General features: G+C 37.8%; 21 protein-coding genes. 5 read left to right on the top strand and 16 right to left on the bottom strand.

The window, feature by feature from the left end:
- Window positions 1–187: 187 nt before the first annotated feature.
- Complete coding sequence (gene acsA, locus NYE73_RS18360; RefSeq protein ID WP_375543413.1) at window positions 188–1,915, bottom strand: acetate--CoA ligase; 1,728 nt, start codon at window positions 1,913–1,915, stop codon at window positions 188–190.
- A 321-nt stretch (window positions 1,916–2,236) separates the two neighbouring features.
- Between acsA and NYE73_RS18365 the strand changes: the two genes are divergently transcribed.
- The 3 genes from NYE73_RS18365 to NYE73_RS18375 are packed head-to-tail and all read left to right on the top strand — an operon-like array spanning window position 2,237 to window position 4,701.
- Entirely contained in the window at window positions 2,237–2,869 is a 633-nt protein-coding gene (locus NYE73_RS18365; protein WP_036078398.1) for a GNAT family N-acetyltransferase, read from the top strand.
- Window positions 2,870–2,893: 24 nt separating this feature from the next.
- Window positions 2,894–3,541: an acetoin utilization AcuB family protein gene (locus NYE73_RS18370; RefSeq protein WP_048393508.1), complete on the top strand. Its 648-nt coding sequence runs from the start codon at window positions 2,894–2,896 to the stop codon at window positions 3,539–3,541.
- On the top strand, window positions 3,541–4,701 hold the full coding sequence (locus tag NYE73_RS18375) for an acetoin utilization protein AcuC (protein ID WP_048393507.1): 1,161 nt from the start codon (window positions 3,541–3,543) through the stop codon (window positions 4,699–4,701). Before NYE73_RS18370 ends, NYE73_RS18375 begins: the two co-directional genes overlap by 1 nt.
- A gap of 178 nt (window positions 4,702–4,879) precedes the next feature.
- Here NYE73_RS18375 and ccpA read toward each other — a convergent pair whose 3' ends face one another.
- Both ccpA and NYE73_RS18385 read right to left on the bottom strand, forming a co-directional pair.
- Window positions 4,880–5,884: a catabolite control protein A gene (gene ccpA / locus NYE73_RS18380; RefSeq protein ID WP_048393506.1), complete on the bottom strand. Its 1,005-nt coding sequence runs from the start codon at window positions 5,882–5,884 to the stop codon at window positions 4,880–4,882.
- 174 nt (window positions 5,885–6,058) lie between these two features.
- A complete protein-coding gene (locus NYE73_RS18385) occupies window positions 6,059–7,144 on the bottom strand; it encodes a bifunctional 3-deoxy-7-phosphoheptulonate synthase/chorismate mutase (protein WP_004226108.1) in 1,086 nt (361 codons plus the stop codon).
- A 173-nt stretch (window positions 7,145–7,317) separates the two neighbouring features.
- Here NYE73_RS18385 and pilM point away from each other — a divergent pair, with 173 nt between their 5' ends.
- On the top strand, window positions 7,318–9,471 hold the full coding sequence (pilM, locus tag NYE73_RS18390) for a pilus assembly protein PilM (protein WP_048393505.1): 2,154 nt from the start codon (window positions 7,318–7,320) through the stop codon (window positions 9,469–9,471).
- Between the two features lie 53 nt (window positions 9,472–9,524).
- Here the strand turns inward: pilM and NYE73_RS18395 are convergent, their stop codons facing one another.
- The 9 genes from NYE73_RS18395 to NYE73_RS18435 form a co-directional block, all read right to left on the bottom strand.
- On the bottom strand, window positions 9,525–10,025 hold the full coding sequence (locus tag NYE73_RS18395) for a YtxH domain-containing protein (RefSeq protein WP_004226105.1): 501 nt from the start codon (window positions 10,023–10,025) through the stop codon (window positions 9,525–9,527).
- Window positions 10,026–10,160: 135 nt separating this feature from the next.
- Window positions 10,161–10,664, bottom strand: a complete 504-nt coding sequence (locus NYE73_RS18400) for a DUF948 domain-containing protein (RefSeq protein ID WP_048393503.1) — start codon at window positions 10,662–10,664, stop codon at window positions 10,161–10,163.
- Between the two features lie 109 nt (window positions 10,665–10,773).
- Window positions 10,774–12,087 carry a UDP-N-acetylmuramate--L-alanine ligase gene (gene murC, locus NYE73_RS18405; protein WP_004226102.1) on the bottom strand — a complete coding sequence of 438 codons (1,314 nt, stop codon included), beginning with the start codon at window positions 12,085–12,087 and terminating at the stop codon, window positions 10,774–10,776.
- A 229-nt stretch (window positions 12,088–12,316) separates the two neighbouring features.
- A complete protein-coding gene (locus tag NYE73_RS18410; RefSeq protein ID WP_259948509.1) occupies window positions 12,317–15,466 on the bottom strand; it encodes a DNA translocase FtsK in 3,150 nt (1,049 codons plus the stop codon).
- A gap of 262 nt (window positions 15,467–15,728) precedes the next feature.
- On the bottom strand, window positions 15,729–16,343 hold the full coding sequence (gene ytpR / locus NYE73_RS18415; protein ID WP_048393499.1) for a YtpR family tRNA-binding protein: 615 nt from the start codon (window positions 16,341–16,343) through the stop codon (window positions 15,729–15,731).
- Window positions 16,344–16,345: 2 nt separating this feature from the next.
- Entirely contained in the window at window positions 16,346–17,164 is an 819-nt protein-coding gene (locus NYE73_RS18420) for a DUF1444 domain-containing protein (protein WP_081011002.1), read from the bottom strand.
- A 70-nt stretch (window positions 17,165–17,234) separates the two neighbouring features.
- Window positions 17,235–17,753: a hypothetical protein gene (locus NYE73_RS18425; protein ID WP_048393497.1), complete on the bottom strand. Its 519-nt coding sequence runs from the start codon at window positions 17,751–17,753 to the stop codon at window positions 17,235–17,237.
- 94 nt (window positions 17,754–17,847) lie between these two features.
- A complete protein-coding gene (locus tag NYE73_RS18430) occupies window positions 17,848–18,369 on the bottom strand; it encodes a DUF84 family protein (protein ID WP_259948513.1) in 522 nt (173 codons plus the stop codon).
- A gap of 59 nt (window positions 18,370–18,428) precedes the next feature.
- A complete protein-coding gene (locus NYE73_RS18435; RefSeq protein WP_259948514.1) occupies window positions 18,429–19,505 on the bottom strand; it encodes a M42 family metallopeptidase in 1,077 nt (358 codons plus the stop codon).
- A gap of 165 nt (window positions 19,506–19,670) precedes the next feature.
- On the opposite strand from NYE73_RS18435, the gene NYE73_RS18440 reads away from it, so the two are divergent.
- On the top strand, window positions 19,671–19,985 hold the full coding sequence (locus NYE73_RS18440; protein WP_004226089.1) for a hypothetical protein: 315 nt from the start codon (window positions 19,671–19,673) through the stop codon (window positions 19,983–19,985).
- Window positions 19,986–20,180: 195 nt separating this feature from the next.
- On the opposite strand, the gene NYE73_RS18445 is transcribed toward NYE73_RS18440, so the two are convergent.
- The 4 genes from NYE73_RS18445 to NYE73_RS18460 all read right to left on the bottom strand — a co-directional run bounded on the left by NYE73_RS18445 (window position 20,181) and on the right by NYE73_RS18460 (window position 24,085).
- Window positions 20,181–21,407: a carboxylate--amine ligase gene (locus tag NYE73_RS18445; protein WP_259948515.1), complete on the bottom strand. Its 1,227-nt coding sequence runs from the start codon at window positions 21,405–21,407 to the stop codon at window positions 20,181–20,183.
- A 126-nt stretch (window positions 21,408–21,533) separates the two neighbouring features.
- Window positions 21,534–22,397 (bottom strand): YtnP family quorum-quenching lactonase, encoded by an 864-nt coding sequence (locus NYE73_RS18450; protein WP_048393489.1) that lies wholly within the window; start codon window positions 22,395–22,397, stop codon window positions 21,534–21,536.
- Window positions 22,398–22,408: 11 nt separating this feature from the next.
- Complete coding sequence (gene trmB / locus NYE73_RS18455) at window positions 22,409–23,059, bottom strand: tRNA (guanosine(46)-N7)-methyltransferase TrmB (RefSeq protein WP_016991781.1); 651 nt, start codon at window positions 23,057–23,059, stop codon at window positions 22,409–22,411.
- 96 nt (window positions 23,060–23,155) lie between these two features.
- A complete protein-coding gene (locus tag NYE73_RS18460; protein ID WP_259948516.1) occupies window positions 23,156–24,085 on the bottom strand; it encodes a diacylglycerol/lipid kinase family protein in 930 nt (309 codons plus the stop codon).

Consider the following 24,085-nt stretch of genomic DNA (forward strand, 5'->3'; position numbering starts at 1 on the left):
TTTATTAAGTCAACTGAATTTTTATTTAATTCATTGTTTTTTGAAATAGATAATATTTCACCTACTCTCACCTCTATACTATTGTAAATCCAGAAAAAAGAAGGCAAGAATCCTTTCGCCCATCGAATGAATCCCTGCCTTCTTTTTATGCACATGTTGTATAAATATCAATTGATGTTTTAGATAATTAATCTTCCATGGTTGATAAATCACCAGTTGGTAAATTTAATTCCCAAGCTTTCAAAACGCGACGCATAATTTTACCACTACGTGTTTTTGGCAATTTATCTTTAAATTCTATTTCACGTGGTGCTGCATGTGCAGATAAACCTTTTTTAACAAAATCACGTATATCTTCAATTAATGCATCAGAAGGTTCTACCCCTTCTCGTAAGGATACAAAGGCTTTAATGATTTCACCTCGCACCGGATCTGGTTTCCCGATAACACCCGCTTCAATCACATCTGGATGCTCAAGTAGCTTACTTTCTACTTCAAAAGGTCCTACACGTTCACCAGCCGTCATAATGACATCATCCACACGCCCCTGGAACCAGAAGTAACCTTCATCATCCATATAGGCTGAATCTCCAGACACGTACCATTCTCCTTTTAGGAAATAAGATTCATAGCGCTCTGGATTGCCCCAAATTTGGCGCATCATGGCAGGCCAACCACGACGAATAGCTAGATTCCCCATTGTAAATGGTGGAACCTCATTGCCTGCATCATCTACAATCGTCGCATGAATACCAGGAAGAGGTTTCCCCATTGAACCTGGCTTAATATCCATCGATGGATAATTACAAATCATATGCGCTCCCGTCTCTGTCATCCACCATGTATCATGTATACGATGACCTAGTTCCTCTACTCCCCAGCGAATAACTTCTGGATTCAAAGGCTCACCAACAGACAGCACATGGCGTAAAGATGTGAGATCATAGCTTTCAAGCAAGCCACTACCTGCACCCATCAGCATTCGGAACGCTGTTGGTGCACTATACCACACTGTCACACTATAATCTTCAATAGCCTGATACCATGCTTGTGGTGAAAATCTTCCTCCGACGATTAGCATTGTTACACCGTTTAACCACGGACCAAAAATGCCATAGGCTGTTCCTGTAACCCATCCAGGATCAGCTGTACACCAATAAATATCATCTTCACGTAAATCAAGTACCCATTGTGTCGATTGATATTGCTGAATCATAGCATTATGGACATGCAATACACCCTTTGGAGCACCTGTTGATCCAGAGGTATAGTGAAGAATCATCCCATCTTCTCTGTCTACCCACTCTATATCAAAATGAGCTGAAGCTTCTTTTAAATGTTTAGTAAAGTCTAGTATTTGAGCTGTTTCCTCAACGCCCTCCCCTACTAAAAAGATATGCTCCAATTTAGGTAATTTAGCTAAAGGTACACGTTCAAGTAAAGCAGGTGTCGTGACTAATACTTTCGCCTCACTATCAGCAAGTCGATCATACACAGCACCTTCCATAAAAGCTTCAAACAATGGTCCAACAATAACCCCCATTTTCAACGCACCTAATAATGAAAAATAAAGCTCAGGTGAACGAGGCATAAAAATAAATAAACGATCACCTTTCTGCAGATTAGTAGTCGCTTTAAAAACATTTGCTGCTTTGTTTGTTAACCTTTTCATTTCATTAAATGAATATGCCTCTTTCCGTTTACCATCATTAAAATACAATGCCACCTTATTTTTGCGATGTGTTTCTGTATGGCGATCAATAGCCTCATATGCCATATTCACTAAACCTGTTTCGCTCCAACTAAATGCCTTTTCCGTATCTGCCCAATTATGAGATTCTGCCACTTCTTCATAATTCGTTAAATGGTGTTGACCAGGTAAAGCCATTAACTTCTCCTTCATTTTCATCCCCATGAAAATACCCCTTTCTTTGCTTTTGTTTTTGACTAAATTTCAACAATCCCCCCTGTTGAAATTCAGAGAATTTCCCAAAAGCAAAATTGATATGTAGCAATTGTTATATAACAGTTATCCATAGTATTAATGTTCGAATCCCTAATAGCACTACTTTTATCTGTTAAATAACAGAAGCAATATAATCTTATTTTACACGAATTCAGGTAGATTGTCTCAATATTTTTATTTTTCCAAAAATACAGGTATATTTTGCAAAAATAAGCGTTTTTACGCAAGAAATCAGCTATAATGGAATTATTAAACTCAGGTGGTGTAATTATGGAACATAAAAAAACTTTTTTTTCTGTCACAAAGGAAACAAAGCATGGTACTGTGTATGTGGAAGGACCTGTGCCTCCAGAAAAATTAGCTACATATTCATTCCATGAAGGCTTGGTTGCCTTCAGACCTCCAAAACAGCAACAGCAGGCCATTATAGAAATTGCTGGACTACCCGAAGGCCGTATTATTATTATTCGAAACGAAGATATTATTGTAGGCTATGTTACCTATCTTTACCCTGATCCACTTGAACGATGGGCAGAAGATCGTATCGATGACATGATTGAATTAGGTGCCATTGAAGTCATTCCAGACTACCGTGGTACTGGTGCTGGGAAGGCACTACTAGCCGTTTCATTTATGGGGGATGAAATGGAAGATTATCTTGTGATTACTACCGAGTACTATTGGCATTGGGATTTAAAAGGAACTGGTTTAAATGTTTGGGATTACCGCAAAATGATGGAGAAAATGATGAGCTCTGCTGGTTTCGAATATTTTGCAACAGATGATCCTGAAATTACATCACATCCAGCCAATTGCCTGATGGCGCGCGAAGGAAAACGGGTGCCTCCTGAGACAATGGAAAGATTTGATAGACTTCGTTTTAGAAATCGTTTCATGTATTAAAACTAATACAAAGGGGATGCATATATGATTGTAGAAGAAATTATGAATGATAAGCCTTATACATTAGCTCCTACCAATACAGTGCAGGAGGCACTAAAGTTAATGCGTGAAAAGAAAGTTCGTCATTTACCAGTTGTAGATGATGAACACCACGTTTTAGGTGTAATTACTGAACGAGATATTAAAGAGGTCTTGCCCTCATCTTTGCAGGATGAACCAAACTCTCCTATTTTTAATGCAAAAGTAGAGGATATTATGGTGAAAGACCCCCTTATAGGTCATCCATTAGATTTTGTTGAAGAGGTGGCACTTACGTTTTACGAATCAAAAATAGGCTGTTTACCTATTGTCTCTGGTGGAAAATTGGTAGGCATTGTTACGACAACAGATTTACTCTATACATATATAGAGCTGACTGGTGCTACAGAGCCTGGGTCAAAAATCGAGATTCGGGTATCCGATACCCCGGGAGTTTTATTTGAAATTACAAAAATATTTCATCAACATCATGCCAATGTCCAAAGCGTCTTAGTTTATCCTGACTCTGAAAATACACAAAACAAAATTTTAAGCGTCCGAGTAAAAACACTAAATCCTTTAGCAATGATTGAAGATCTACGCAAAGAGGGCTTTGATGTCCTATGGCCAAATTTACCGGGTGTTTCGCTATAATGAAAAAGGCCGTATTCGTATACTCGCCAGAACAACTCGGATATAAATTTTCAGATACACATCCTTTCAATCATAAACGCTTGACGCTAACTATGGATCTACTAAAAAATATTAATGCACTCGATGATGTAGATATTGTACCAGCACGTGTTGCAACGGAAGAAGAGCTATTGCTTGCACATGATTCAAAATATATAGATATTGTAAAAAAAGCAGGACATGGTGAATTATCAGAAGCACAATGTGAAAGCTATGGGATTGGCACTGAAGATACCCCTATTTTTGAAAATATGCATGAAGCAAGTGCACAGCTAGTTGGTGGAACTTTAACCGCTGTTGATTATGTAATGGAAGGAAAAGCCGAACACGCCCTTAACCTTGGAGGAGGACTCCATCATGGTTTCCGTGGTCGTGCATCAGGTTTTTGTATTTACAATGATAGCACAGTGGCTATTCGTTACTTGCAGGAAAAGTACAACGCTCGTGTACTTTATGTAGATACAGATGCTCATCATGGGGATGGTGTCCAATGGAGCTTTTATGAGGATCCTAATGTTTGTACACTGTCCATACATGAAACTGGTCGTTATCTATTCCCTGGAACCGGAAATATTACTGAGCGCGGCAATGGGCAAGGCTATGGAACCTCCTTTAATTTTCCAATGGATGCGTTTACTGAGGATGAAAGTTTCCTAGAGATCTATGAACAGTCAATGCGAGAGATTTTTGAATTTTTCAAGCCAGATGTTGTATTAACACAAAATGGGGCAGATGCACATTATTTTGATCCATTAACACATTTACATGGAACAATGAATATTTATCGCGAAATTCCTAAGCTAGCTCATCAATTAGCACATGAGTATTGTGATGGTCGATGGATTGCAGTGGGGGGCGGTGGCTACGATATTTGGCGAGTGGTGCCCCGTGCCTGGTCCATGTTATGGTTGGAAATGACTGACCAAGCGTTACCAATGGGGCCACTCCCTCAAGCATGGCTGGATCGCTGGCAACCAGAAGCACCTGTTCCTTTTATTCCAACATGGGAGGATCCGATTCCTTTATATGAGCCAATTCCTCGTAAAGCGGAAATAGAGGAAAAGAATGCTCAAATGTTAGCCAAATCGCTACATATTATTCGGAATGAAAGACGGGATTAATTTCTTGGCCTCACGATATTCGTGGGGCTTTTTAAATTAGATGAATGCTTTTGGTGGTATATCCATCAATTCTTTTGTTCTATCCCTCACTTTTGAAACGCTATCCTCTATTTTTGACGTTCCATCCAGCAAATAAAAACACGCAAATCCTTCATAAGCGATTTACGTGTTAGTATCATTATTTACTTTTGACAGATTGTCGATGCTCAATACGGTGTGGTAAAATAACCGCTTCGTCCTCGACAGTTTCCTTGCTCATTAATTTTGTCAGCAGGCGCATTGCAACAGCTCCAATATCGTAAAGCGGTAGCGCGACACTTGTTAACTGTGGGCGAACCATTCGTGCTAACTTTGAGTTCTCAAAGCTGATAACTTCAATATCTTCTGGAACATTTTTGCCCGCATCTTGTGCGCCATGAATTAAACCGATGGCCAATTCATCACTTCCTGCAAAATAAGCTGTTGGTGGCTGTTCAAGAGCAGATAAAATCTCCCAAGCCTCTAAGCCCATATCATAGCTGGACTCTTCTGCAGCAATTAATGCTTCATCTATTGGTAAACCAGCATCCTGCAATGCTTTCTTATAGGCTGCTAGCTTGAATTTTCCGTTAATTGTATACGAAAGTGGGCCAGTTACAAAACCAATCCGTGTATGGCCATTTTGAATAAGTAATGAAATAGCTTCATAAGCCGCCTGGAAATAATCGATATTCACAGTTGCAATTGTTTGGGATTCATCCACAGAGCCTGCAAGCACAATTGGTACTGGCGAATGATCCATCGTTTGCTGCATCTTTTCTGTAACCTCATCACTCATCATGACAATACCATCAACCTGTTTTCCAAGCATTGTATCCAGTAGCTGTAACTCTTTATCTTCATGTTGATCTGAGTTGGCTAAAATAATATTGTAACGATACATTGTGGCAATATCCTCTACACCACGAGCCAGCTCCGCATAAACATTGTTTGCAATATCTGGGATAATCACGCCAACTGTTGTTGTTTTCTTACTTGCTAAACCTCGCGCTACTGCGTTTGGACGGTATTCTAATCGTTCAATTACTTCTAGTACTTTTTTTCGTGTTGCTGGTTTTACGTTTTGATTACCATTGACTACACGAGAGACCGTTGCCATGGAAACATTTGCTTCTCTTGCAACATCATAAATTGTAACAGTCATCGTACGTGCCTCCCTTTTTTCCTATTATAGCCTTATCATACGATAATTTTCATATTATTTTCAAGAAGAACTACGTAAAAACCAAGTACTAATAGTCCTATTCTAGACATTATTTTGTCACGATATAATAAACACCGCCTGCCGAAGTAAGCAAGCGGTGTTCGCTGTTAACAATTAAGCATGAATTTCATGGTTTTTCATGAATTTTTGTAGCGTTTCATAGAATGCGTCAAATGTTGGGATGTCCATTTGTTGTTGTGAGTCAGACAATGCCACAGATGGATCTGGATGCACCTCTGCCATGACGCCATCAGCACCAATTGCAATAGCTGCTTTTGCACAAGGTAATAATAAATCACGACGCCCTGTTGAATGTGTAACATCTACGAATACTGGCAAATGCGTTTCTTGTTTTAAAACTGGTACGGCTGAAATATCTAATGTATTACGAGTTGCTTTTTCATAAGTACGAATACCACGTTCACAAAGGATAATGTTTTCATTTCCTTTAGACATAATGTATTCTGCAGCATGAATGAATTCATCAATTGTTGCAGCTAAACCTCGTTTTAATAAGACAGGTTTATTTGTTGCACCTGCTGCTTTTAATAATTCAAAGTTCTGCATATTACGTGCACCAATTTGGATGACATCAATATAATCCAATGCTTCCTCTAAATGACCTGGTGTCACGATTTCTGTAATAACACCTAAACCATATTCCTCGGACACACGTTTTAAGATTTTCAGACCTTCTAATCCAAGACCTTGGAAGTCATAAGGAGAAGTACGTGGCTTATAAGCACCACCACGAATTAACTTTTCGCCTTTTGCTTTAATAGAAGCAGCAACTGCTGCTACTTGCTCATAAGACTCAACCGCACAAGGACCAAATACGAAAGATGGTTTTCCTTGCCCAATTAATTCACCATTGATATTAATAATTGTATCTTCTGACTTCTTCTTACGAGATACAAGCAACTCTTTCTTTTTATCAGCCTCAAGTTGTTTTAAAGCTGTTTTAAAGATTTGCTTAAATATATAATCAACCGTCATTTGGTTTAATGGACCTTGATTGTGTTCTTTAATAAGATCAAGCATGTGTCTTTCACGCAGCGGATCATAGCGATTCACACCTTGTTTTTCTTTAATTTTACCGATTTCATCAACTACAGCTGCACGTTCATTAATTAGACGAAGAATTTCTAAGTTTAAACCGTCTATTTGACTACGTAAGCTTTCTAAATCTTTTTGGCTCATGCTTTCTTGCTCCTCTCCTCATGACAGACACTTTCAGAACTCTGAAATGTATGTTACATTTTTAGATAATAGCATTATTATAATCAATGTTGTTCAGAATGTCACGCATTTTTAATTTAGCGCTTCAACTCGCTAAATTATTTTCAAGTATGACGCGAAAGGAAGCGATTACATTGAGTTCTAAACTATTCGCACTTGATATTGGCACTCGCTCAGTGGTCGGGATTATTCTCCAAGAAGAAAATGATCATTTTCATGTGGAAGATATTTTAGTAAAAGAGCATAAAGAACGTGCCATGGTAGATGGACAAATACATAATGTCATGTATGTGGCAGAATTAATTAATGAAATAAAACGTGAACTTGAAGAGAAACATGGGCCTCTCACAAAGGTAAGTGTCGCTGCAGCAGGTCGATCTTTGAAAACTGAACAAGCTAGTGTGACCATCAATATTCGTAATCGACCAATTTTTACTGAAGAAGATATTAGTCGCTTGGAACTTCAGGCTGTTCAACAAGCACAGCAGCAACTCTTGCAACAAAAAGAGGATGCAAAAATTAGCCACTATTATTGTGTAGGTTACTCAGTCCTGTATTATCGCTTGGATGGCGAGGAGATCGGAAGCTTGTTGGATCAACAAGGGGATGAAGCCCAAATCGAAGTGATAGCAACGTTTCTACCTCGTGTAGTTGTGGAATCATTGATTGCCGCTCTTAAACGAGCTGATTTAGAGATGGAAGCATTGACGTTAGAACCGATTGCTGCCATTAATGTGCTGATTCCTCCAACGATGCGTCGCCTAAATGTGGCACTTGTTGATATAGGAGCAGGTACATCAGATATTGCCATTACGGATAAAAGTACAGTTGTAGCTTATGGCATGGTCCCTACAGCTGGCGATGAAATAACAGAAGCTTTAAGCGACCACTATTTGCTAGACTTCCCTGTAGCTGAAGAGGCTAAACGTCAGCTACAAACCTCTGAAGAAATATTGATTCAAGATATTCTAGGCTTTGATCAGTTCTATCCAAAGGAAGAGGTTTTTTTAGCAATTGAGCCTGCAGTGAAACAGTTGGCGAAGTCTATCGGAGAAGAAATTCTACGACTCAATAACCGAGTAGCACCCAAAGCCGTTATGCTGGTTGGTGGCGGTAGTTTAACACCCAACCTTACTACAGAACTAGGTCAAGTTCTAGATTTACCAGCTAATCGTATTGCTGTTCGAGGCATTGATGCTATTCAAAACTTAACAAAAGAAGATCATATAAAAGCCTCACCTGAATTAGTCACACCTATTGGTATTGCCATTGCTGCTAAAAAGATGCCGATTCAATATATGAGTTTAACAGTCAATAACCAAGTGGTACGCCTTTTTGAACTAAAAGAAATGACTGTTGCAGATGCCTTTCTAGCTGCAAATATTCGCGCAAAGCAATTATATGGAAAACCAGGACATGGACTATCTATCAGTGTCAACGGACAGGACATATTTATACCAGGTGGACATGGTCAGCCTGCTGAAATATTGGTAAACGGGCAACAGGCATCAACAAAAAGCCTGATTAAAACTGGAGATGCCATTCAGTTAATAGAAGGCCAAGATGGGCAACAGGCGACGGCTACAGTAAGAGATCTTATAGATGATGCAGCAATAAAGACTGTGACAATCCAAAACACCAAATATGTGATTGAGCCCAAAATTTCTGTCAATAACTCTTCTGCATCACTCGATACCGTTTTAAATGATCGTGATATCGTCGTTTTTGATATTGCCGAAACAATTGAGGATGTATTCAAAATCACTAATAATTGGCATTTGTTAAAGCAATTTGAGTCCTATACGATTCAAGTAGATGGACAACCTTTATATTTACCAGAGTTCTCTTCTCAGCTAATGATTAATGGAAAAGTAGCCAAATTGAGCTATGCTGTACAAAATGGAGATGTGATAAGCTTCCAACAACCATCTCTACCAACAGTACAGCATATCGCAGACCAAATGAATCTTTTGCTAGAGGATAAAATCATTATTCATTTCCAACAGGAAGTTTTGGAACTAAAGAAGACTGCAAATGAAGCGATTGTTAATAAAATGGTTGTGTCACCACAATCCACTGTACCCAATGGAGCGACTTTAGTATTTAAAGAAAAGGATCGTAGTCGTTGGATTTATCAAGATGTTTTCCGATTCTCTAATTGGCAGCTGCCAAGTGCCTTTAAGGGGAATTTTACGATTTTAAGAAATGGTCAGCCAGCGAGCTTTGATACAGAGATATTTGGTGGTGATCAATTAGAAATAATATTAGAAGCTACACCTATCATTTAAAAAAAGGGATACGTTACAACTTTATCTTGTAACGTATCCCTTTATATTATGCATTATGCACGAACTTCTTCATTTGTTTCTTCTTTTTGATCTGCTTTTTCTGTCGTTTCTTCGGCTTTTGGTTCCTCACTTGGAATATAATCCTCTAATGGTTCTTCCCCTTCAAAGGAAACCGTACCATCATCAAAAACAGTTGGTGCTTTTGCTGTTTTTAGTGTTTTTACTTTCTCTACTAATTGTGTAGATTGCTCTTGAATTTGTTTAGAAAGTTGAACTGTTTTATCTTTTGCAGTTGTCGAGAAGTCTGCACTCTTATCTTTTAGCTGAACAGCTTGTACAGCCACATCACTGCGTAAATCTTTTCCTGATTTTGGAGCTAACAGTAGACCTGCAGCAGCCCCTACGATTCCACCAACTAATGCGCCAATCACAAAATCTTTCATGTTTACACGCTCCTCTTCATAAATCGAGTCTTGCGGATGATAAAGCTGAGGCAAAGAACTTTCAAGCTGCTGTTCCTTTACTTCGTTAAAATTTGGCTTTTGAGTTGTCATGCAACAATTCCTCCCCATCTAATTATCAAATTTGTCTAGACTGGTTGTCCATCTATTTTCACAGATGCATCTTCAACTTATATGTCTAAGACTTTATTTTTATTCAGCCAGCATAGAATACTCACTGAATAATTATCATTTTTTACGACCCCATTTTCTTTTTGGTGTTTCTTCTACTTGCACAGTTTCAAATGCATAGGCATCAGGTGATACCGTTTCCTGCTCGATGATTTTTCGCTTTTTCCATTTATCAGCAATACCCATCGCAACATTACTCCATTGTACAACTTGTGCAATTTTTTCTTCATTTTGTTCTACGCTTTTAGAGACAGAAGTAGTAATCTGCTGAACAGAATTATTTAAACCATTAACGGAGTCACCAATACCTTTAACAGCTTGAACAACTGAATTTAATTGTTCAGATTTATGTTGAATATCCTCTGCTAAGCTATTTGTTTTTGATAATAAAGAAGTTGTTTCGCGTGTAATGCCTTCCATTTGGCCTTCAATCCCAGATAATGTCCCTGCTAAGCTGTTTAAGATGGATTTAAGCGAGAATAATGTCATGCCCACGCTCACACATAAAATTAAAAAACCGATTGCAGCAATAATGGCTGCAATATACAAAATCACTTCCATAAGTTGACCTCCTGCTAGTAAATTGTCTTTACTATTACTTTCCCTATCTTCGACAAAAAAAACGGAATTCCTGCTTAAATTTGAGAAAAAACAGCTTAACCCCTACGGACTAAGCTGTTTCATTGTTTTTAAGCACGTCTTCAAAAGCATCTTGGAACTTGTGAACATCACCAGCGCCCATAAATAAAAATACTGCGCCATTATGTTTTGTTAATATATCTATTCCTTCAGTGGTAATCACTGCACTGCCTTCAATAAGTGACGCTAAATCATGAATAGAAAGCGCGCCTTGCGTTTCTCTCGCAGAGCCAAATATATCACATAAATAGGCTGTATCTGCAAGGCTCAAACTATCCGCAAAATCTTGTAAAAAAGCTTGTGTACGTGTAAATGTATGTGGTTGGAAAATCGCAACTAGCTCACGTTCAGGAAATTTTTGTCGTGCTGATTGAATTGTCGCGCGAATTTCCGTTGGATGGTGTGCATAGTCATCTATTAAAACATTATCCCCTATATCCGTCTCAGTAAAACGTCTTTTTACACCTTTATACGTGTGTAAACGCTCCTGAATAATATCTGGAGAAATGCCTTCATATTCACATAGCGTAATAACCGCCAATGTATTTAAAACAGCATGATCCCCAAATAATGGGATAAAGAAAGTGCTATAAAATTCATTACGTACAAAAACATCAAATTTTGTACCCTCAGTTGTTTTTTCAACATTACGAGCTTCAAAGTCATTTTCAGCACCAAATCCATAATACACAACTGGTACTTTTGCTTGAATACGTTGAAGCTGTTCATCATCACCACATGCTATAATTGCTTTTTTCACTTGTAATGCTAATGATTGAAATGCAGAATATACGTCCTCTATATTAGCGAAGTAATCTGGATGATCAAAATCGATGTTCGTCATCACAGCATAATCAGGATTATATGCTAAAAAGTGACGGCGGTATTCACACGCCTCCATTACAAAGAAATCAGCATTTTCATGACCTGCCCCAGTACCATCACCAATTAAATAAGATGTCGGTTTATAGCCACCTACCACATGTGCCATTAAACCAGTCGTAGATGTTTTACCATGTGCACCTGTGATGGCAATAGATGTATAGTTGCCAATATATTCACCTAAAAATTTATGGTAACGAATGACTTCTACACCTATTTCTCGAGCACGTACTAATTCAGGGTGATCATCGGAAAATGCATTACCTGCGATCACTGTCATACCTTCTTTAATATTATCTGCATTAAATGTAAAAATTGGAATATTACGTTCACGTAACGGTTGCTCCGTGAAGAAATATTTATCGACATCTGAGCCCTGTACTTGTTCACCAGCATCAAATAAGATTTGTGCAAGCGAACTCATGCCAGAACCTTTAATGCCTGTGAAATGAAAAACTGTCATTAATTAAACCCCCCGGGAATTTCAATATCCCATCTATCATCTATTAGGTGTATCGTATTATTTCACGAATGGTTAGGTATTAATACCTTCACAAGTGTTAAAAAATACGTACTATTCAACACATCTTGTCTATTATAGCACTTTTTATGCATAAGGATAGATGTGTAACTTTTCTAAAAAAACTAAATTCGACGTAAATTAGATAATCTAGACGAAAACAATGCAATTCTTATTCAAACATAGTAATTAAATCTTCTTCTGTAATGTAACTTTCACGTGGCTTACTTCCTCTTGCTTCCGAAACAAAACCATGTGATTCTAACATGTCAATTAAACGAGCAGCACGATTATAGCCAATATGATACTTTCGTTGAATCAATGAGGTAGAAGCGCCACCTTGCTCATAGACAAATCGACAAACATCTTCAAATAAATCGTCCTGTTCTGCGGACACCTCTGTTTTCTTTAATAATTCCTCTTGATCGAAAATATAATCAGGCTCACCCTGTTCACGAACATGCTCAATAATCGATTCAATTTCATCATCTGTAACAAAAGTTCCCTGTAAACGCACCGGCGCTGACATACCATTACCTAAATATAGCATATCCCCTCGACCAAGTAACCTTTCAGCTCCTTGCCCATCTAAAATGGTACGAGAATCAATTTGAGAGGAAACTGCAAAGGCAATACGTGTAGGGATATTTGATTTGATTAACCCTGTAATAACATCCACTGAAGGTCTTTGCGTTGCAACAATTAAATGAATACCACATGCACGTGCCTTTTGAGCAATACGGCAAATGGCCTCCTCTACATCTGCTGGAGACATCATCATTAAATCTGCTAACTCATCAATGACAATTAAAATGTAAGGCAACTTCAGGCTATGTTCATTATTTTTATCAGCTATGGCATTAAAACGTGTAATATCACGTGCACCTGCATGAGCGAATAGTTGATAGCGACGCTCCATTTCCTCAACTGCCCATTTTAGTGCAGCCGTTGCCGCCTTTACATCTGTAATGACAGGACTAACTAAATGCGGAATATGGTTAAACGGCGCCAGCTCTACCATTTTAGGGTCGATCAGCATGAGTTTTAGCTCGTGTGGTGCAGCTTTATATAATAAACTAACCAAAATAGAATTAATACAAACGGATTTACCCGAACCCGTTGCACCAGCGATTAAGCCATGTGGCATTTTACGCAGATCTAACGTAACAGGTTTTCCAGTCAAATCAAGTCCTAATGCTGCCTCTAATGGTGAATCTGACTCAACGAAGGAGGCACTATTTGTTACCTCAGATAAGCGAACAGCACGTGATACTCTATTTGGGATCTCAATACCGATCGAACTCTTCCCAGGAATTGGTGCTTGAATACGAATATCTTTTGCTGCTAGGGCAAGTTTTAAATCATCTGCTAAGTTTCGAATTTTACTCACCTTTGTACCATGGCTCACCGTTATTTCAAATTGAGTAACAGCAGGACCTTGCATAATCGATTCAATTTGAGCAGAAACTTGGAAATAAGATAGTGCTTCGACTAATGTGTCGCCCTGTTGCTCCATCCAATCCGTATCCTGTGTTTTTTCCTCTGGTGGCTCTAGATATTCATCCGTTGGCTTTTGATAGACGTGTACAGGCTTTGCTGGTATCTCAGCTTCTACTTCTACTTCTTGTGGTGCTACTTGATTCTCAACAGATTCTACCGGAGCATACTCTACAATTTCTGAAACTACTTCAGGTTCGATAGCTAGTTCTGGTTCTGACACTTGGTCCCGTTCTGAAGATAGTTCAAGTTCTGGTTCTAACTCAAGCTCTGGCTCAATAGTTGCAGAAATTTCATCAGCTGCTGCTTTTTCAATTTCTATTCTTTCATTTGTTGAGATACTTGACATTGATGTAACAGGAGCCATTGTAATTACAGCAATAGGCTCTTCAGCACTACTTTTTGTAGGGACACTTTCTACTTCATCTTTTACCTCAAGTTGCACTGGACCATCTACTTGCAATTGAACAGTCTCTGACATATGGAAATCGTTGTCATTTTCTGGTGGTGAAACGGACATTTCATTTGTTGTCATGCTGTCTAAGGACGATGATTTTTCTGGCATCACATCCACTAGTTTGTTTTTCTCTGTTTCTGGCATGCTCTCTACACGTATAGGCTGCTGAGCCATCTTCAATTGCTGTTGGATTCTCCATTTTTCTTTATCTGTTTTTAACATTAGTACATTAAATGGAATTCGACTTTTTTCTTCCCTCGATGCAGTATCAGGAGATTGGTCATCCATTGACGGTTGAACGACAGTAACTTCTCCAATATGGATCGTAGAATTTTCTATTTGTACTTGTTCCACAATCATTTCTTTGACATGGATTTCCGATTGATCTGCTGAAAGTTGTTGAACTGTTTGATCTTGAACAACAGCTTCCTTCTCTTGCCCTTCAAAATCCATAGCAAAAGAAGTCGTTTGAGGCACAGCTACATTTGATGACAAATTTTCCTTATCATCGTTCTCTTCAACCAACAGTTCTTCCTCAAAAATAATTGGTTCACTTACTGTCGAAAGTTCTTTCGATTGAATAATCTCATGGTGTTCCGTTAAAACCGTTTGGTTTGTGCTAGCCGGCTCTTTTTCTTCTAGTATATTTTCATTGACCTCATTTGTTGTCGCTTCTTTTAAAGGCTTTGCAACAGTAACCCTTTCAACTGCCTGTACATCGGTTTCTTGCTTCTCATATTCCTCTTTTCTTTTATCTAATAAATCTTTGATGGGACTTGGTTTTGCAAAACCATAGACAGGTGAAGGCACATCTGTTGGAACAAATCGTTTGCGATTCTCAGGCATAATATTTTCAACTTTTTGTTCTTTTCGCTGACTCTTTTCTTTTGGTGCAGGTGCAGTCATAGGACTTATAGTAGCTGTTTCATTTTGTGCATCTCGAAACACTAAGCTTGCTCTTGAACGAAATTCTTGTTCTGAAGGCTGACTTTTCATCATTGTTTTTCTACCTGTACGTTTAGAGCGATTTGCTAGTAAATCTCGAATTCCTGAAACCTCAACATCATAAACACTAGAATCGACAATATGATGATTTAAATGTTTTGGTAACGATAAATCCCCAATTTGTCCATAATCATCATCTTCCATTTGATCAAACATTTCTTTTGAGTGCGTATAGGATGCTTCACCTTCATCATCGTCAATCAAAGGGAAACGGAAAGTCTTTTGCTTAGCGATTGGTGGTTCTTTTTGTGTATGTAATTGCTCCGACTGAACTTCTCCATAATCCTCATAATATTCTTCATACTCATAGTCTTCATCTTCTTTATTAATAAATTTACTAATTTGTTTTTTAAACCAGTTCACTTCGTTTCACTCATTTCTCTTACACTTCATTTATAGCATTGTCTAGTTTTAAATTTATCAATAGCTCAATGTCTACATCAAAAAGCATACCATAAAAACGGTCTTGAAACTTGCATTTAGAGGCTCATTCTAAACAAAAAAATCGTTATGCTACTAGCATATTAGTAACATAACGATTTAGGGCATTTCACCTTGACACAAGGAATAATATCATGATAAAACATTTAAATTTTAATAATTTCTTTTTTAAATAGGGGAATTTTTATTTAGTTGGTGATTCAAAAGCACTACCAACTATAGCATCCTCTGGTAATACTAAAATTCCTTTTTCAGATGGTGCATTAGGAATCGCTAATTCACGCGCTGAACAAAGCATGCCGTAAGACTCAACACCACGTAAATTTCCTTCTTTAATAAGCATTCCCGAAGGCATTACGGCACCAATTTTCGCAACAACTACCTTCTGACCTGCTTCTACATTAGGAGCTCCACATACAATTTGTAGTATCTCATCTCCTACATTGACTGAACAGATACTCAATTTGTCAGCATTTGGATGCTTGTCCTTTGTTTCTACATAACCAACCACAAATTTTGGTGAAAAATCAACATCAAGATTAATATTAGCTCCATTTTTTTCGATTGCCACCGCTAGCTGTGCTACTAATTCTGGTGTCACTTCTACTAAGCCTTTAGCATCTGTTTGGATGTAACTGCTCGCATTAAATAAATTGAAGGCTTTAATTTCTCCCGTTTGAGCTTCCCTTAAAATAGCAATATCACCAGCACGTTCTACTTCTGTTTTCACAATAGCCTCCGTTGCTAGTTGAACTAGTAAGACATCTCCTACATGCTCTTTGTTGTAAAATACGTTCATTGTTATTCTTGCTCCTTTTTCACTCTGTTTTTTGCTAAGATAAAGATTGGTTCTAGTTCCCCATCTTCATAAATAAAAGATAATGACGTAATCGGTACAGTACCGACTGCAAAGAAATGCATCGTCATCTGTGCTAATACATCATACCCTGTTTCATTACGAATATCACCTATAATTAATACATCTTGATGAGGCACGGATAATGTCATATCGCCCTCCACTTGTGCCTGCATTTCTTTTAAAAAGCTCTCATTTAAAATACGGCTAGCATCATAGCCATCATTCACATTGACAAAATAAAAAATATTACCTGCTACCTCATCTTTTTTATAGGCGGTTGGTAGTTGTTTCACCGAAAAGCGTGCCATTTCTCGAATTTGTTCTACCGTTAATTGTAAGGCTTCTAGCATGGATTCATCAATAAAGCGATAGGTTTTACCTAAATCGAGTGCATAAAAAACGCGCGTTTCAGCTGTATGCTCAGTTGTAATAAAGGCATGCCCTTCTTTCGATGCCTGTGGATAAGAAGTGGCACGAATCACGGGATAAATCTGTGTAGTCGTTTGGAAACCCTGTTCTTTTTCTTGTACCATTGCATTAAAGGTTTGCTCAATTGTATATATAACTTCTTCAATCGCTGACTCTTGCTTGTCATTATATTTTGCTAAGATCCCAGGTAAGGAGAGCTCCATCCCTTTTTCAATTGTCTTATGATTCAAGCGTAATTTATCGTACTTTTTATCAAAATGAAATTCATATTTCTCTTCAGTTAATTGCTTTTTTAATAGCTCGACTAGTTGTTCAGACTTCATTCGCTTCATCTTTTTCACATCCTAACTTCAAAATGAAACGGCTCACATGTTTGTGAACCGTTCTGTTCATTCCTTCTATTTACTTCATCTTAACCGAATGAACGATTTTCGTCATCTCACGCAAATTATTTTCAATTTGTTTTGCCTTTGAAATGGTTGTCATCTTCACACCACCGCTACTAACAATGAGCTCCATTTCATTTTCTTCGTCCGTTTTTAGAACCGCTGTGAAGCCAAATCGACCATCCTTATCAAAAGTCGATTCCTCGATAATTTTGTCCGCTTCATTTTCTTTTAAAAGATTATAATAAAGTTTACTGTCTTGTGCTTCACGATCATTGATAAAAAGAATGTAGCTTTCTTTGCCTTTTGAAATCACAATATTATAAGCATCTGAACTGTCTTCAATTTTAAAGTTTGAAGGTAAGTATAATTTGATATCCCCAATTTCTACTGTATGTTCTTCTGGCTCTTCAGCAAAAACCTTCTCCGTTAATTGGAGCCCATTAGCAATTTGATCATCAATAGATTGATTGCAGCCAGAAAGGACAAGAAGTATAAGCATTAGGCCAATTGCTCTTAGCCATGAAAATAACATGTCTCTCTTCCTTTCACTACTAACTTTTTTCTATTTTAAAAAAATTAATCATAAGATGCAACCTAACTATCCTCTCACCACTAATTCTTTTTAACTATTTTTGTGAAAATGTGAACAAATATTGACCAACTAAAAGAGAGACAATATGCTCAAACATCATCTGTCTACTAACTAAACCTTGCGTAAAAATACCTACAGCACCTGCGCCTTGACGAATATCTCGACGCTTTGTATATTGCTCCATAATCGGTCCAAGTTCTCCACCAGTTCTTATTTCCTGGGCAATTTCTTTTGGCAGAATAATTTGTGCGCCAGCAGCTGTAAACATTATTCCGTCTGACACAGTTAATGCACCCCAGTTACAAACATACATGTCATCATCGATTTCAGTTACGCCACCTTCTAAGCCAAATGATAATTCTGCATCCGTTAAAATCAAGGCGTTTTTAGCACGATTCATTGCCCCTAATCTAGTTTCTTCATTACTTATCGGTTGATCTGATACTTCAGAAGCAGCTTTGACATGAGTAAAGAGAGAATCCTCAAAGTATTTGCGAACAATTACTTCAACTGCTTCTGTTTTGGCCTTATTGGTTGTGCCAATTGCTATTTTCATTTAATCCCCACTTTCTTTCCATAGAAAAAGATGCCTTTAAAAGGCATCTTCCTAACTTCTTATACATTAGCGTGAATTGTCTCTAATGTCGAACGATCTGCTTTTTTCACTAATTCAATAATTAATGCTTTGGCAGCTGCATAATCATCAATGTGAATAATTGACGCTGATGTATGAATATAACGTGAGCATACACCAATTACTGCACTTGGAACGCCATCGTTTGCTGTATGCACTCGACCAGCATCTGTTCCACCTTGGGAGACAAAGTATTGATAAGGGATATGATTGGATTCGGCCGTATCTAAAATGAATTCACGCATACCACGATGTGTTACCATTGTACGATCTAAAATACGAAGTAAAGTACCTTTGCCGAGCTGTCCAAATTGACTTTTTTCACCTGACATATCATTGGCAGGAGAAGCATCTAGTGCAAAGAATAAATCTGGTTTAATCATGTTTGCTGATACTTGTGCACCGCGCAAGCCAACTTCCTCCATTACATTTGCACCTGAGTATAAATGTGAACCTAATTTTTCGTGCTGTACTTCTTTCATTAATTCAATCGCTAGACCACAGCCATAGCGGTTATCCCAAGCTTTAGCCATAATTTTCTTCGGATTAGCCATTGGTGTGAATGGACAAATTGGTATGATGGATTGTCCAGGACGAACACCCATAGACATAGCATCTTCTTTATTATCAGCACCAACATCGATAAGCATATTTTTTATATCCATTGGCTTCGCTCGTTCTGCATCTGTTAATAAATGGGGTGGGATGGATGAAACTACACCAGGAATTGCCCCATTTTTCGTATATACTTCTACACGCTGTGCAAGCATAACTTGGTTCCACCAGCCGCCCAATGTTTGAAAACGGATCATTCCATTATCTGTGATAGAAGTAACCATAAATGCAACCTCATCCATATGACCAGCAACTAATATTTTCGGTGCATTCGTAACATCACTGTGCTTAACACCAAAAATACCCCCTAAATTATCTTGAACGATTTCATCCGAGTACTTTTCTAACTCAGAACGCATGAACGCGCGTACTGCGTGTTCATTACCCGGAGCGCCTGGTAATTCTGTTAATGTTTTAAATAATTGTAATGTTTCCTCATTCATGATGACTCTCTCCCCACGAAGTAGAATATTCTTCCTTGCCTATTGTAACACAATTATTTCCGAATTCGAAATATTGATACATTTCCTCAATCCGCTTAATTGTGAACGTGCATTCACTCTATAGGCTATGCTAAAATAAAGGTATAGAAAAAGGAGGAAAAAAGTATGAAATTACGTGATTTTTTAATTGGTGTTGCAACTGGCTTAGCTGCCGCAGTCATTATTAAAGAAGCTAGTGAAAAAGTTTCTCCGTTCGTACCTGCAGGACAAGTACTTGAAAACATAAAAAGAGAATTTAAAAAGGATTCACCGATTGATGGTTCTTGGATTTTTATGAAAACTGAAGATTTTACAAACGGTATTATTACCATCCCAGTATATCGTGGGGGGATCTCGCGTATGCATGAAGGTGAGATGCAGACATTCGAATTTGCTGCCGATGCACGCTCTGGTGTTGTCGTGGAACTAACAGAAGTTTAATTATGTATATACAATAGAAGCCATCTCATAAATTGAAGATGGCTTCTTATAATGTTAAAAAACAAAACATTTTTGTGAAAGGTGAAAAGAGATTTCCAATGCGCTCACCTTGCTAAAGGGCCTTTTCTGTTACTCATAATATCTAATTCAACAACATAAGAAGCCATCTCATAAAATGAAGATGGCTTCTCTATGTTATTCGGATAAACCTTTATTATTAAAGTACTTTTTATACTTACGGTAATAATTTAAATTATTGAGTGTTAGTTTCACCCAACGCTTCGCATTCATATCCTCGTTAAAGTAAAGAGAATTTGTGTATTTACCCTCACTAATTAATTTTTTTGCTTCTAGTTTGAGCTTTTCATTCGATGCATATTTGAATAATACACCTTTAGGAATAATCATCCATAAATGCTTGTCCTGCACATATGTGACTTCTTGCTCGATATTTAACATATGGTCATCCGCAACATACTTCATTAAATTATGCCCACTTGCTGTTACATAATAGCTAGAACGCCCATTACGTAAATTGATTTCAAAAAGTTTATATTGCTTGTCTCGAATATCATATTTCATATCAAAATTCGCAAAACCTGTATAGCCAATGTCCTCTAGGAAGAAACGTACTTGATCCATTAATTCTTTATCATAGGTTGTCACGATGGCTGCATAACTTCCGATTCCTTCAGGAGAATGTTCTTCTAGAATAGGGTTACCTAGACACATCAGCTTCACTTTCCCATCCTTTCCTACATAGGCATTTAACACACGCATATAGGAATCGTCCCCAGGAATAAATTCTTGAATAATCATTGTATCCTGATAACTAGAGCTATAAATAGCTTTTAATATAGCCGTTTTTTCCGCTTCATCATGTGCAACAAATACTTTTTTCTTCCCAGGGAATTTACAAGCCCAATATTCTACAGAGTTGGAAGCCTTTAAAATGATAGGGTAAGCAAATGGTGGTGTAAAGTTTTCATAGTTGTCAGCTGTCACCGTTGTTGTACCTGGATATTTAAAATTATATTGATCACACATTTTATAGAAATTTTCTTTCAATAAAATTTCATCCATCAACGATTCGTCGATATAAGGTACGGTAAAATGCTCTTGTAATGCTGGCTTATTTTTGATGATCAGCTTGGCATAATCGTCCCCACATGCTAAAAGTAATAGTTTTTTATCAGCATATTTTTTTGCAACTTCTGCAAGGGCAGGTGCAAAAACATCTTGTTCATTTAAACGGTCTATTTCTTGAAATTGTAGGATATGGCTATCTTGTGTTGCTGTTAAATGAGAACGTCCTAAAACAAGTGGTTTAATACCATATGCTTCATAAAACGCACGTGCCATACCATATGCATTCATATCTGATCCAAGTAAAACGGGTAAAAATGGTTGTTCAGTTGCCATGTTTATTTCAACTCTCTTTTGTATTTTAGTATCGTGTTAAGTGTATCATATTTTCTATCCTGTTCACGAACAAAAACGCGAGGTATTGACATTTTATATGCCAAATACCTCGCCTTTCTTGCTCGATTAAAATGTAATAACAGCTTGTCTACTACGCTCTAGTTTATCCACAATCTCTTTGCCTGACTCATCCCATCGAATCATACGGTAATAAGCATCGTGATAGAAAATAAAGCCATAGTTATTTGCAAGGGCTTCTTTCATCAGTCGCTCTTTTGCAAATACACTTGTCATTGGATAATCGTCATAGGCTAATACCCATAATGGATTTTGATGAGCATGAGTCGGCATAATATCTGCCATATGCAATAACACTTCATCATTTTGCGTTAGCTTGATGACAGCATGTCCCTCACTATGACCACCAGTATGAAGCATTTCGATTCCAGGTACTACTTCCAATGACTCTTCGTAGGTTTCAACTAAATGCTGAACTGGCTCCCAATTTTCTTTCCAATAAGTATTTTTAGAACGGATATTGGGGTTACGCATTTCATCCCATTCAATTTTCGTTACAAAAATCTTGGCATTTGGGAAAGTTGGTACAAGTACATCCCCTTCCCACTGCGTTAACCCCCCAGCGTGATCAAAATGTAAATGCGTCATTAACACTGCATCAATATCTGCTGTCGTTAATCCTAACTCTTGTAAGCTATCAGCTAACGAAGATTCTTCTGTTACACCAAAGTTTCGTAGCTGCTTTTCATTTAATTTGTTAAAGCCAACCCCCGTATCAATAAGGTAGTTTTTGCCCCCAAATTGAATAAGGATAGGTTCTGTTGGTAATTCAATTTGGTTTTTTTCATTGACTGGATATTTGCGGGACCAAAGAGGCTTTGGTACAACACCAAACATCGCACCACCATCTAGGCACGTAACACCCCCGTTTAGCCATGATAATGACATATTGTGAAACTGTAACTGATCCATCCATATTCCCCCTACAATTTAGTGATAAATTGCGATTCTAAGCGATAAATCGGCTGCCCCTTCGCAGAAAACTTCTCTTCATATTCTGTCATCACATTATCCTCTGGCATATTTGCATGCAGGTCGAGAGATACATACTTTAATAACATCCCATATTCAGACATACTGATTAAAGAATACTCGAAAAGACCTCGGTTATCCGTTTTAAAATGGACTTCCCCATTATCCACTAAAATCGACTCATATAATTTCAAAAAATCCCCGTGCGTTAAACGTCTTTTTGCATGTCGTGTTTTTGGCCAAGGATCTGAGAAATTCAGGTATACACGTGATACATCGTTTTTGTCAAAGAATTTATATAAATCTGCGCCATTTACTTTTAGTAAACGTAAATTCGCTGGAGATTTTGCCTCTAGCACTTTTTCTAGTGCACAAACAATCACACTATCGTAAAGTTCAATGCCAATATAATTGATTGTTGGATTTTGCAAAGCCATACCGGTCACAAATTGTCCTTTTCCAGACCCTACTTCAATATGAATAGGGTTGTCATTGCCGAAAACAGCCTGCCAATTTCCTTTAAAGTCTTCAGGATTTGGAATAATCACCTCTGGGTGATCTGTAATCATTTCCTCTGCCCAAGGCTTATTTCTTAATCTCAATGTTGTTCCTCATTTCTTTCTTGTGAAATTATTGATTTTTTTATAGTATAACGTATTCCCTTATAATTCGCATGAAATTATTGCACAATGATATTTTTATGAATCCTTAACAATAACCTGCCAAGCATTTTGTTGTATTGTACAGTGGATATTGGTCTCTTGGTTGACAATGCCAATATAATTACCATCCGTATGGCAGTCAACCTTATCTGCTACGATAAGATCAAAGACCTGCCCCTGTAAAAAAGTAACTTCCTTAAATTTTGTATGTTTTTCAAAAAACACAGTGACAAATACCAGTAATAATTTGATACGAGAAATACCATGTACAATTGTGATATCCACTTGCCCATCATCTGCTTTTGCGGCAGGTGATATTTTCATGCCGCCTCCAAAATAAGGTTGATTACTCATCGCCACAAACCACGTCTGCTGAAATTGCCATTCCTGTCCCTCTGAACGTATCGTTATGTCAAAGCGTTCAAAGCGAAATAACCCTCTAATTACAGCGACAGCATACGAAAGTTTCCCTAGTCCAATCTTATTGAGATAAAACTTAAGACGAGAAGTGTTAATTGATTTTGTCACAAAGGCATCGAAGCCTATGCCAGCATTATTAACAAATATTTCTTTTCGTTGATTATCAATCTGAACGATCCCTGCATCCATTCTTACATTAGCCAAGGTAGTCTTTACATAATCCTCGATTTGCTGGGCATTGGAAAAGGTATGAAAATAACGTGCAAAGTCATTACCAGAGCCAGCACGAACTACACCAATTATGATGTGTTTATTATGTATAACACCACTAACTATTTCATGAATGGTGCCATCACCACCAACAATGACAAGCAATTTCTTCTCTTGTTGCTGGTGTGCCCATTGTTGAGCGATTTCCTGTCCATGTCCTGCATATTCAGTAAAAGCCACTTGATAGGAAATCGTTAGATGCTCTTGAAGTTGGAGCCAAACTTTTTTTCCTTTTCCATTCCCAGCGGCCTCATTGACAATAAATAGAACGTTCAT

It is taken from the genome of Lysinibacillus sp. FSL K6-0102, from assembly GCF_038003545.1.
GTDB lineage: Bacteria > Bacillota > Bacilli > Bacillales_A > Planococcaceae > Lysinibacillus > Lysinibacillus capsici.

What these genes read in the sequence shown, in the direction of transcription:
- NYE73_RS18375 (WP_048393507.1), top strand. Translation starts at nt 3,541, where the DNA reads ATGAAAAAGGCCGTATTCGTATACTCGCCAGAACAACTCGGATATAAA.
- NYE73_RS18420 (WP_081011002.1), bottom strand. Translation starts at nt 17,164, where the DNA reads ATGAAGCGAATGAAGTCTGAACAACTAGTCGAGCTATTAAAAAAGCAA.
- NYE73_RS18400 (WP_048393503.1), bottom strand. Translation starts at nt 10,664, where the DNA reads ATGGAAGTGATTTTGTATATTGCAGCCATTATTGCTGCAATCGGTTTT.
- acsA (WP_375543413.1), bottom strand. Translation starts at nt 1,915, where the DNA reads ATGGGGATGAAAATGAAGGAGAAGTTAATGGCTTTACCTGGTCAACAC.
- murC (WP_004226102.1), bottom strand. Translation starts at nt 12,087, where the DNA reads ATGACAGTTTTTCATTTCACAGGCATTAAAGGTTCTGGCATGAGTTCG.
- NYE73_RS18450 (WP_048393489.1), bottom strand. Translation starts at nt 22,397, where the DNA reads ATGGATCAGTTACAGTTTCACAATATGTCATTATCATGGCTAAACGGG.
- NYE73_RS18460 (WP_259948516.1), bottom strand. Translation starts at nt 24,085, where the DNA reads ATGAACGTTCTATTTATTGTCAATGAGGCCGCTGGGAATGGAAAAGGA.
- NYE73_RS18395 (WP_004226105.1), bottom strand. Translation starts at nt 10,025, where the DNA reads ATGACAACTCAAAAGCCAAATTTTAACGAAGTAAAGGAACAGCAGCTT.
- ccpA (WP_048393506.1), bottom strand. Translation starts at nt 5,884, where the DNA reads ATGACTGTTACAATTTATGATGTTGCAAGAGAAGCAAATGTTTCCATG.
- NYE73_RS18425 (WP_048393497.1), bottom strand. Translation starts at nt 17,753, where the DNA reads ATGTTATTTTCATGGCTAAGAGCAATTGGCCTAATGCTTATACTTCTT.
- NYE73_RS18435 (WP_259948514.1), bottom strand. Translation starts at nt 19,505, where the DNA reads ATGAATGAGGAAACATTACAATTATTTAAAACATTAACAGAATTACCA.
- NYE73_RS18440 (WP_004226089.1), top strand. Translation starts at nt 19,671, where the DNA reads ATGAAATTACGTGATTTTTTAATTGGTGTTGCAACTGGCTTAGCTGCC.
- NYE73_RS18430 (WP_259948513.1), bottom strand. Translation starts at nt 18,369, where the DNA reads ATGAAAATAGCAATTGGCACAACCAATAAGGCCAAAACAGAAGCAGTT.
- NYE73_RS18370 (WP_048393508.1), top strand. Translation starts at nt 2,894, where the DNA reads ATGATTGTAGAAGAAATTATGAATGATAAGCCTTATACATTAGCTCCT.
- NYE73_RS18385 (WP_004226108.1), bottom strand. Translation starts at nt 7,144, where the DNA reads ATGAGCCAAAAAGATTTAGAAAGCTTACGTAGTCAAATAGACGGTTTA.
- NYE73_RS18365 (WP_036078398.1), top strand. Translation starts at nt 2,237, where the DNA reads ATGGAACATAAAAAAACTTTTTTTTCTGTCACAAAGGAAACAAAGCAT.
- ytpR (WP_048393499.1), bottom strand. Translation starts at nt 16,343, where the DNA reads ATGAACGTATTTTACAACAAAGAGCATGTAGGAGATGTCTTACTAGTT.
- NYE73_RS18445 (WP_259948515.1), bottom strand. Translation starts at nt 21,407, where the DNA reads ATGGCAACTGAACAACCATTTTTACCCGTTTTACTTGGATCAGATATG.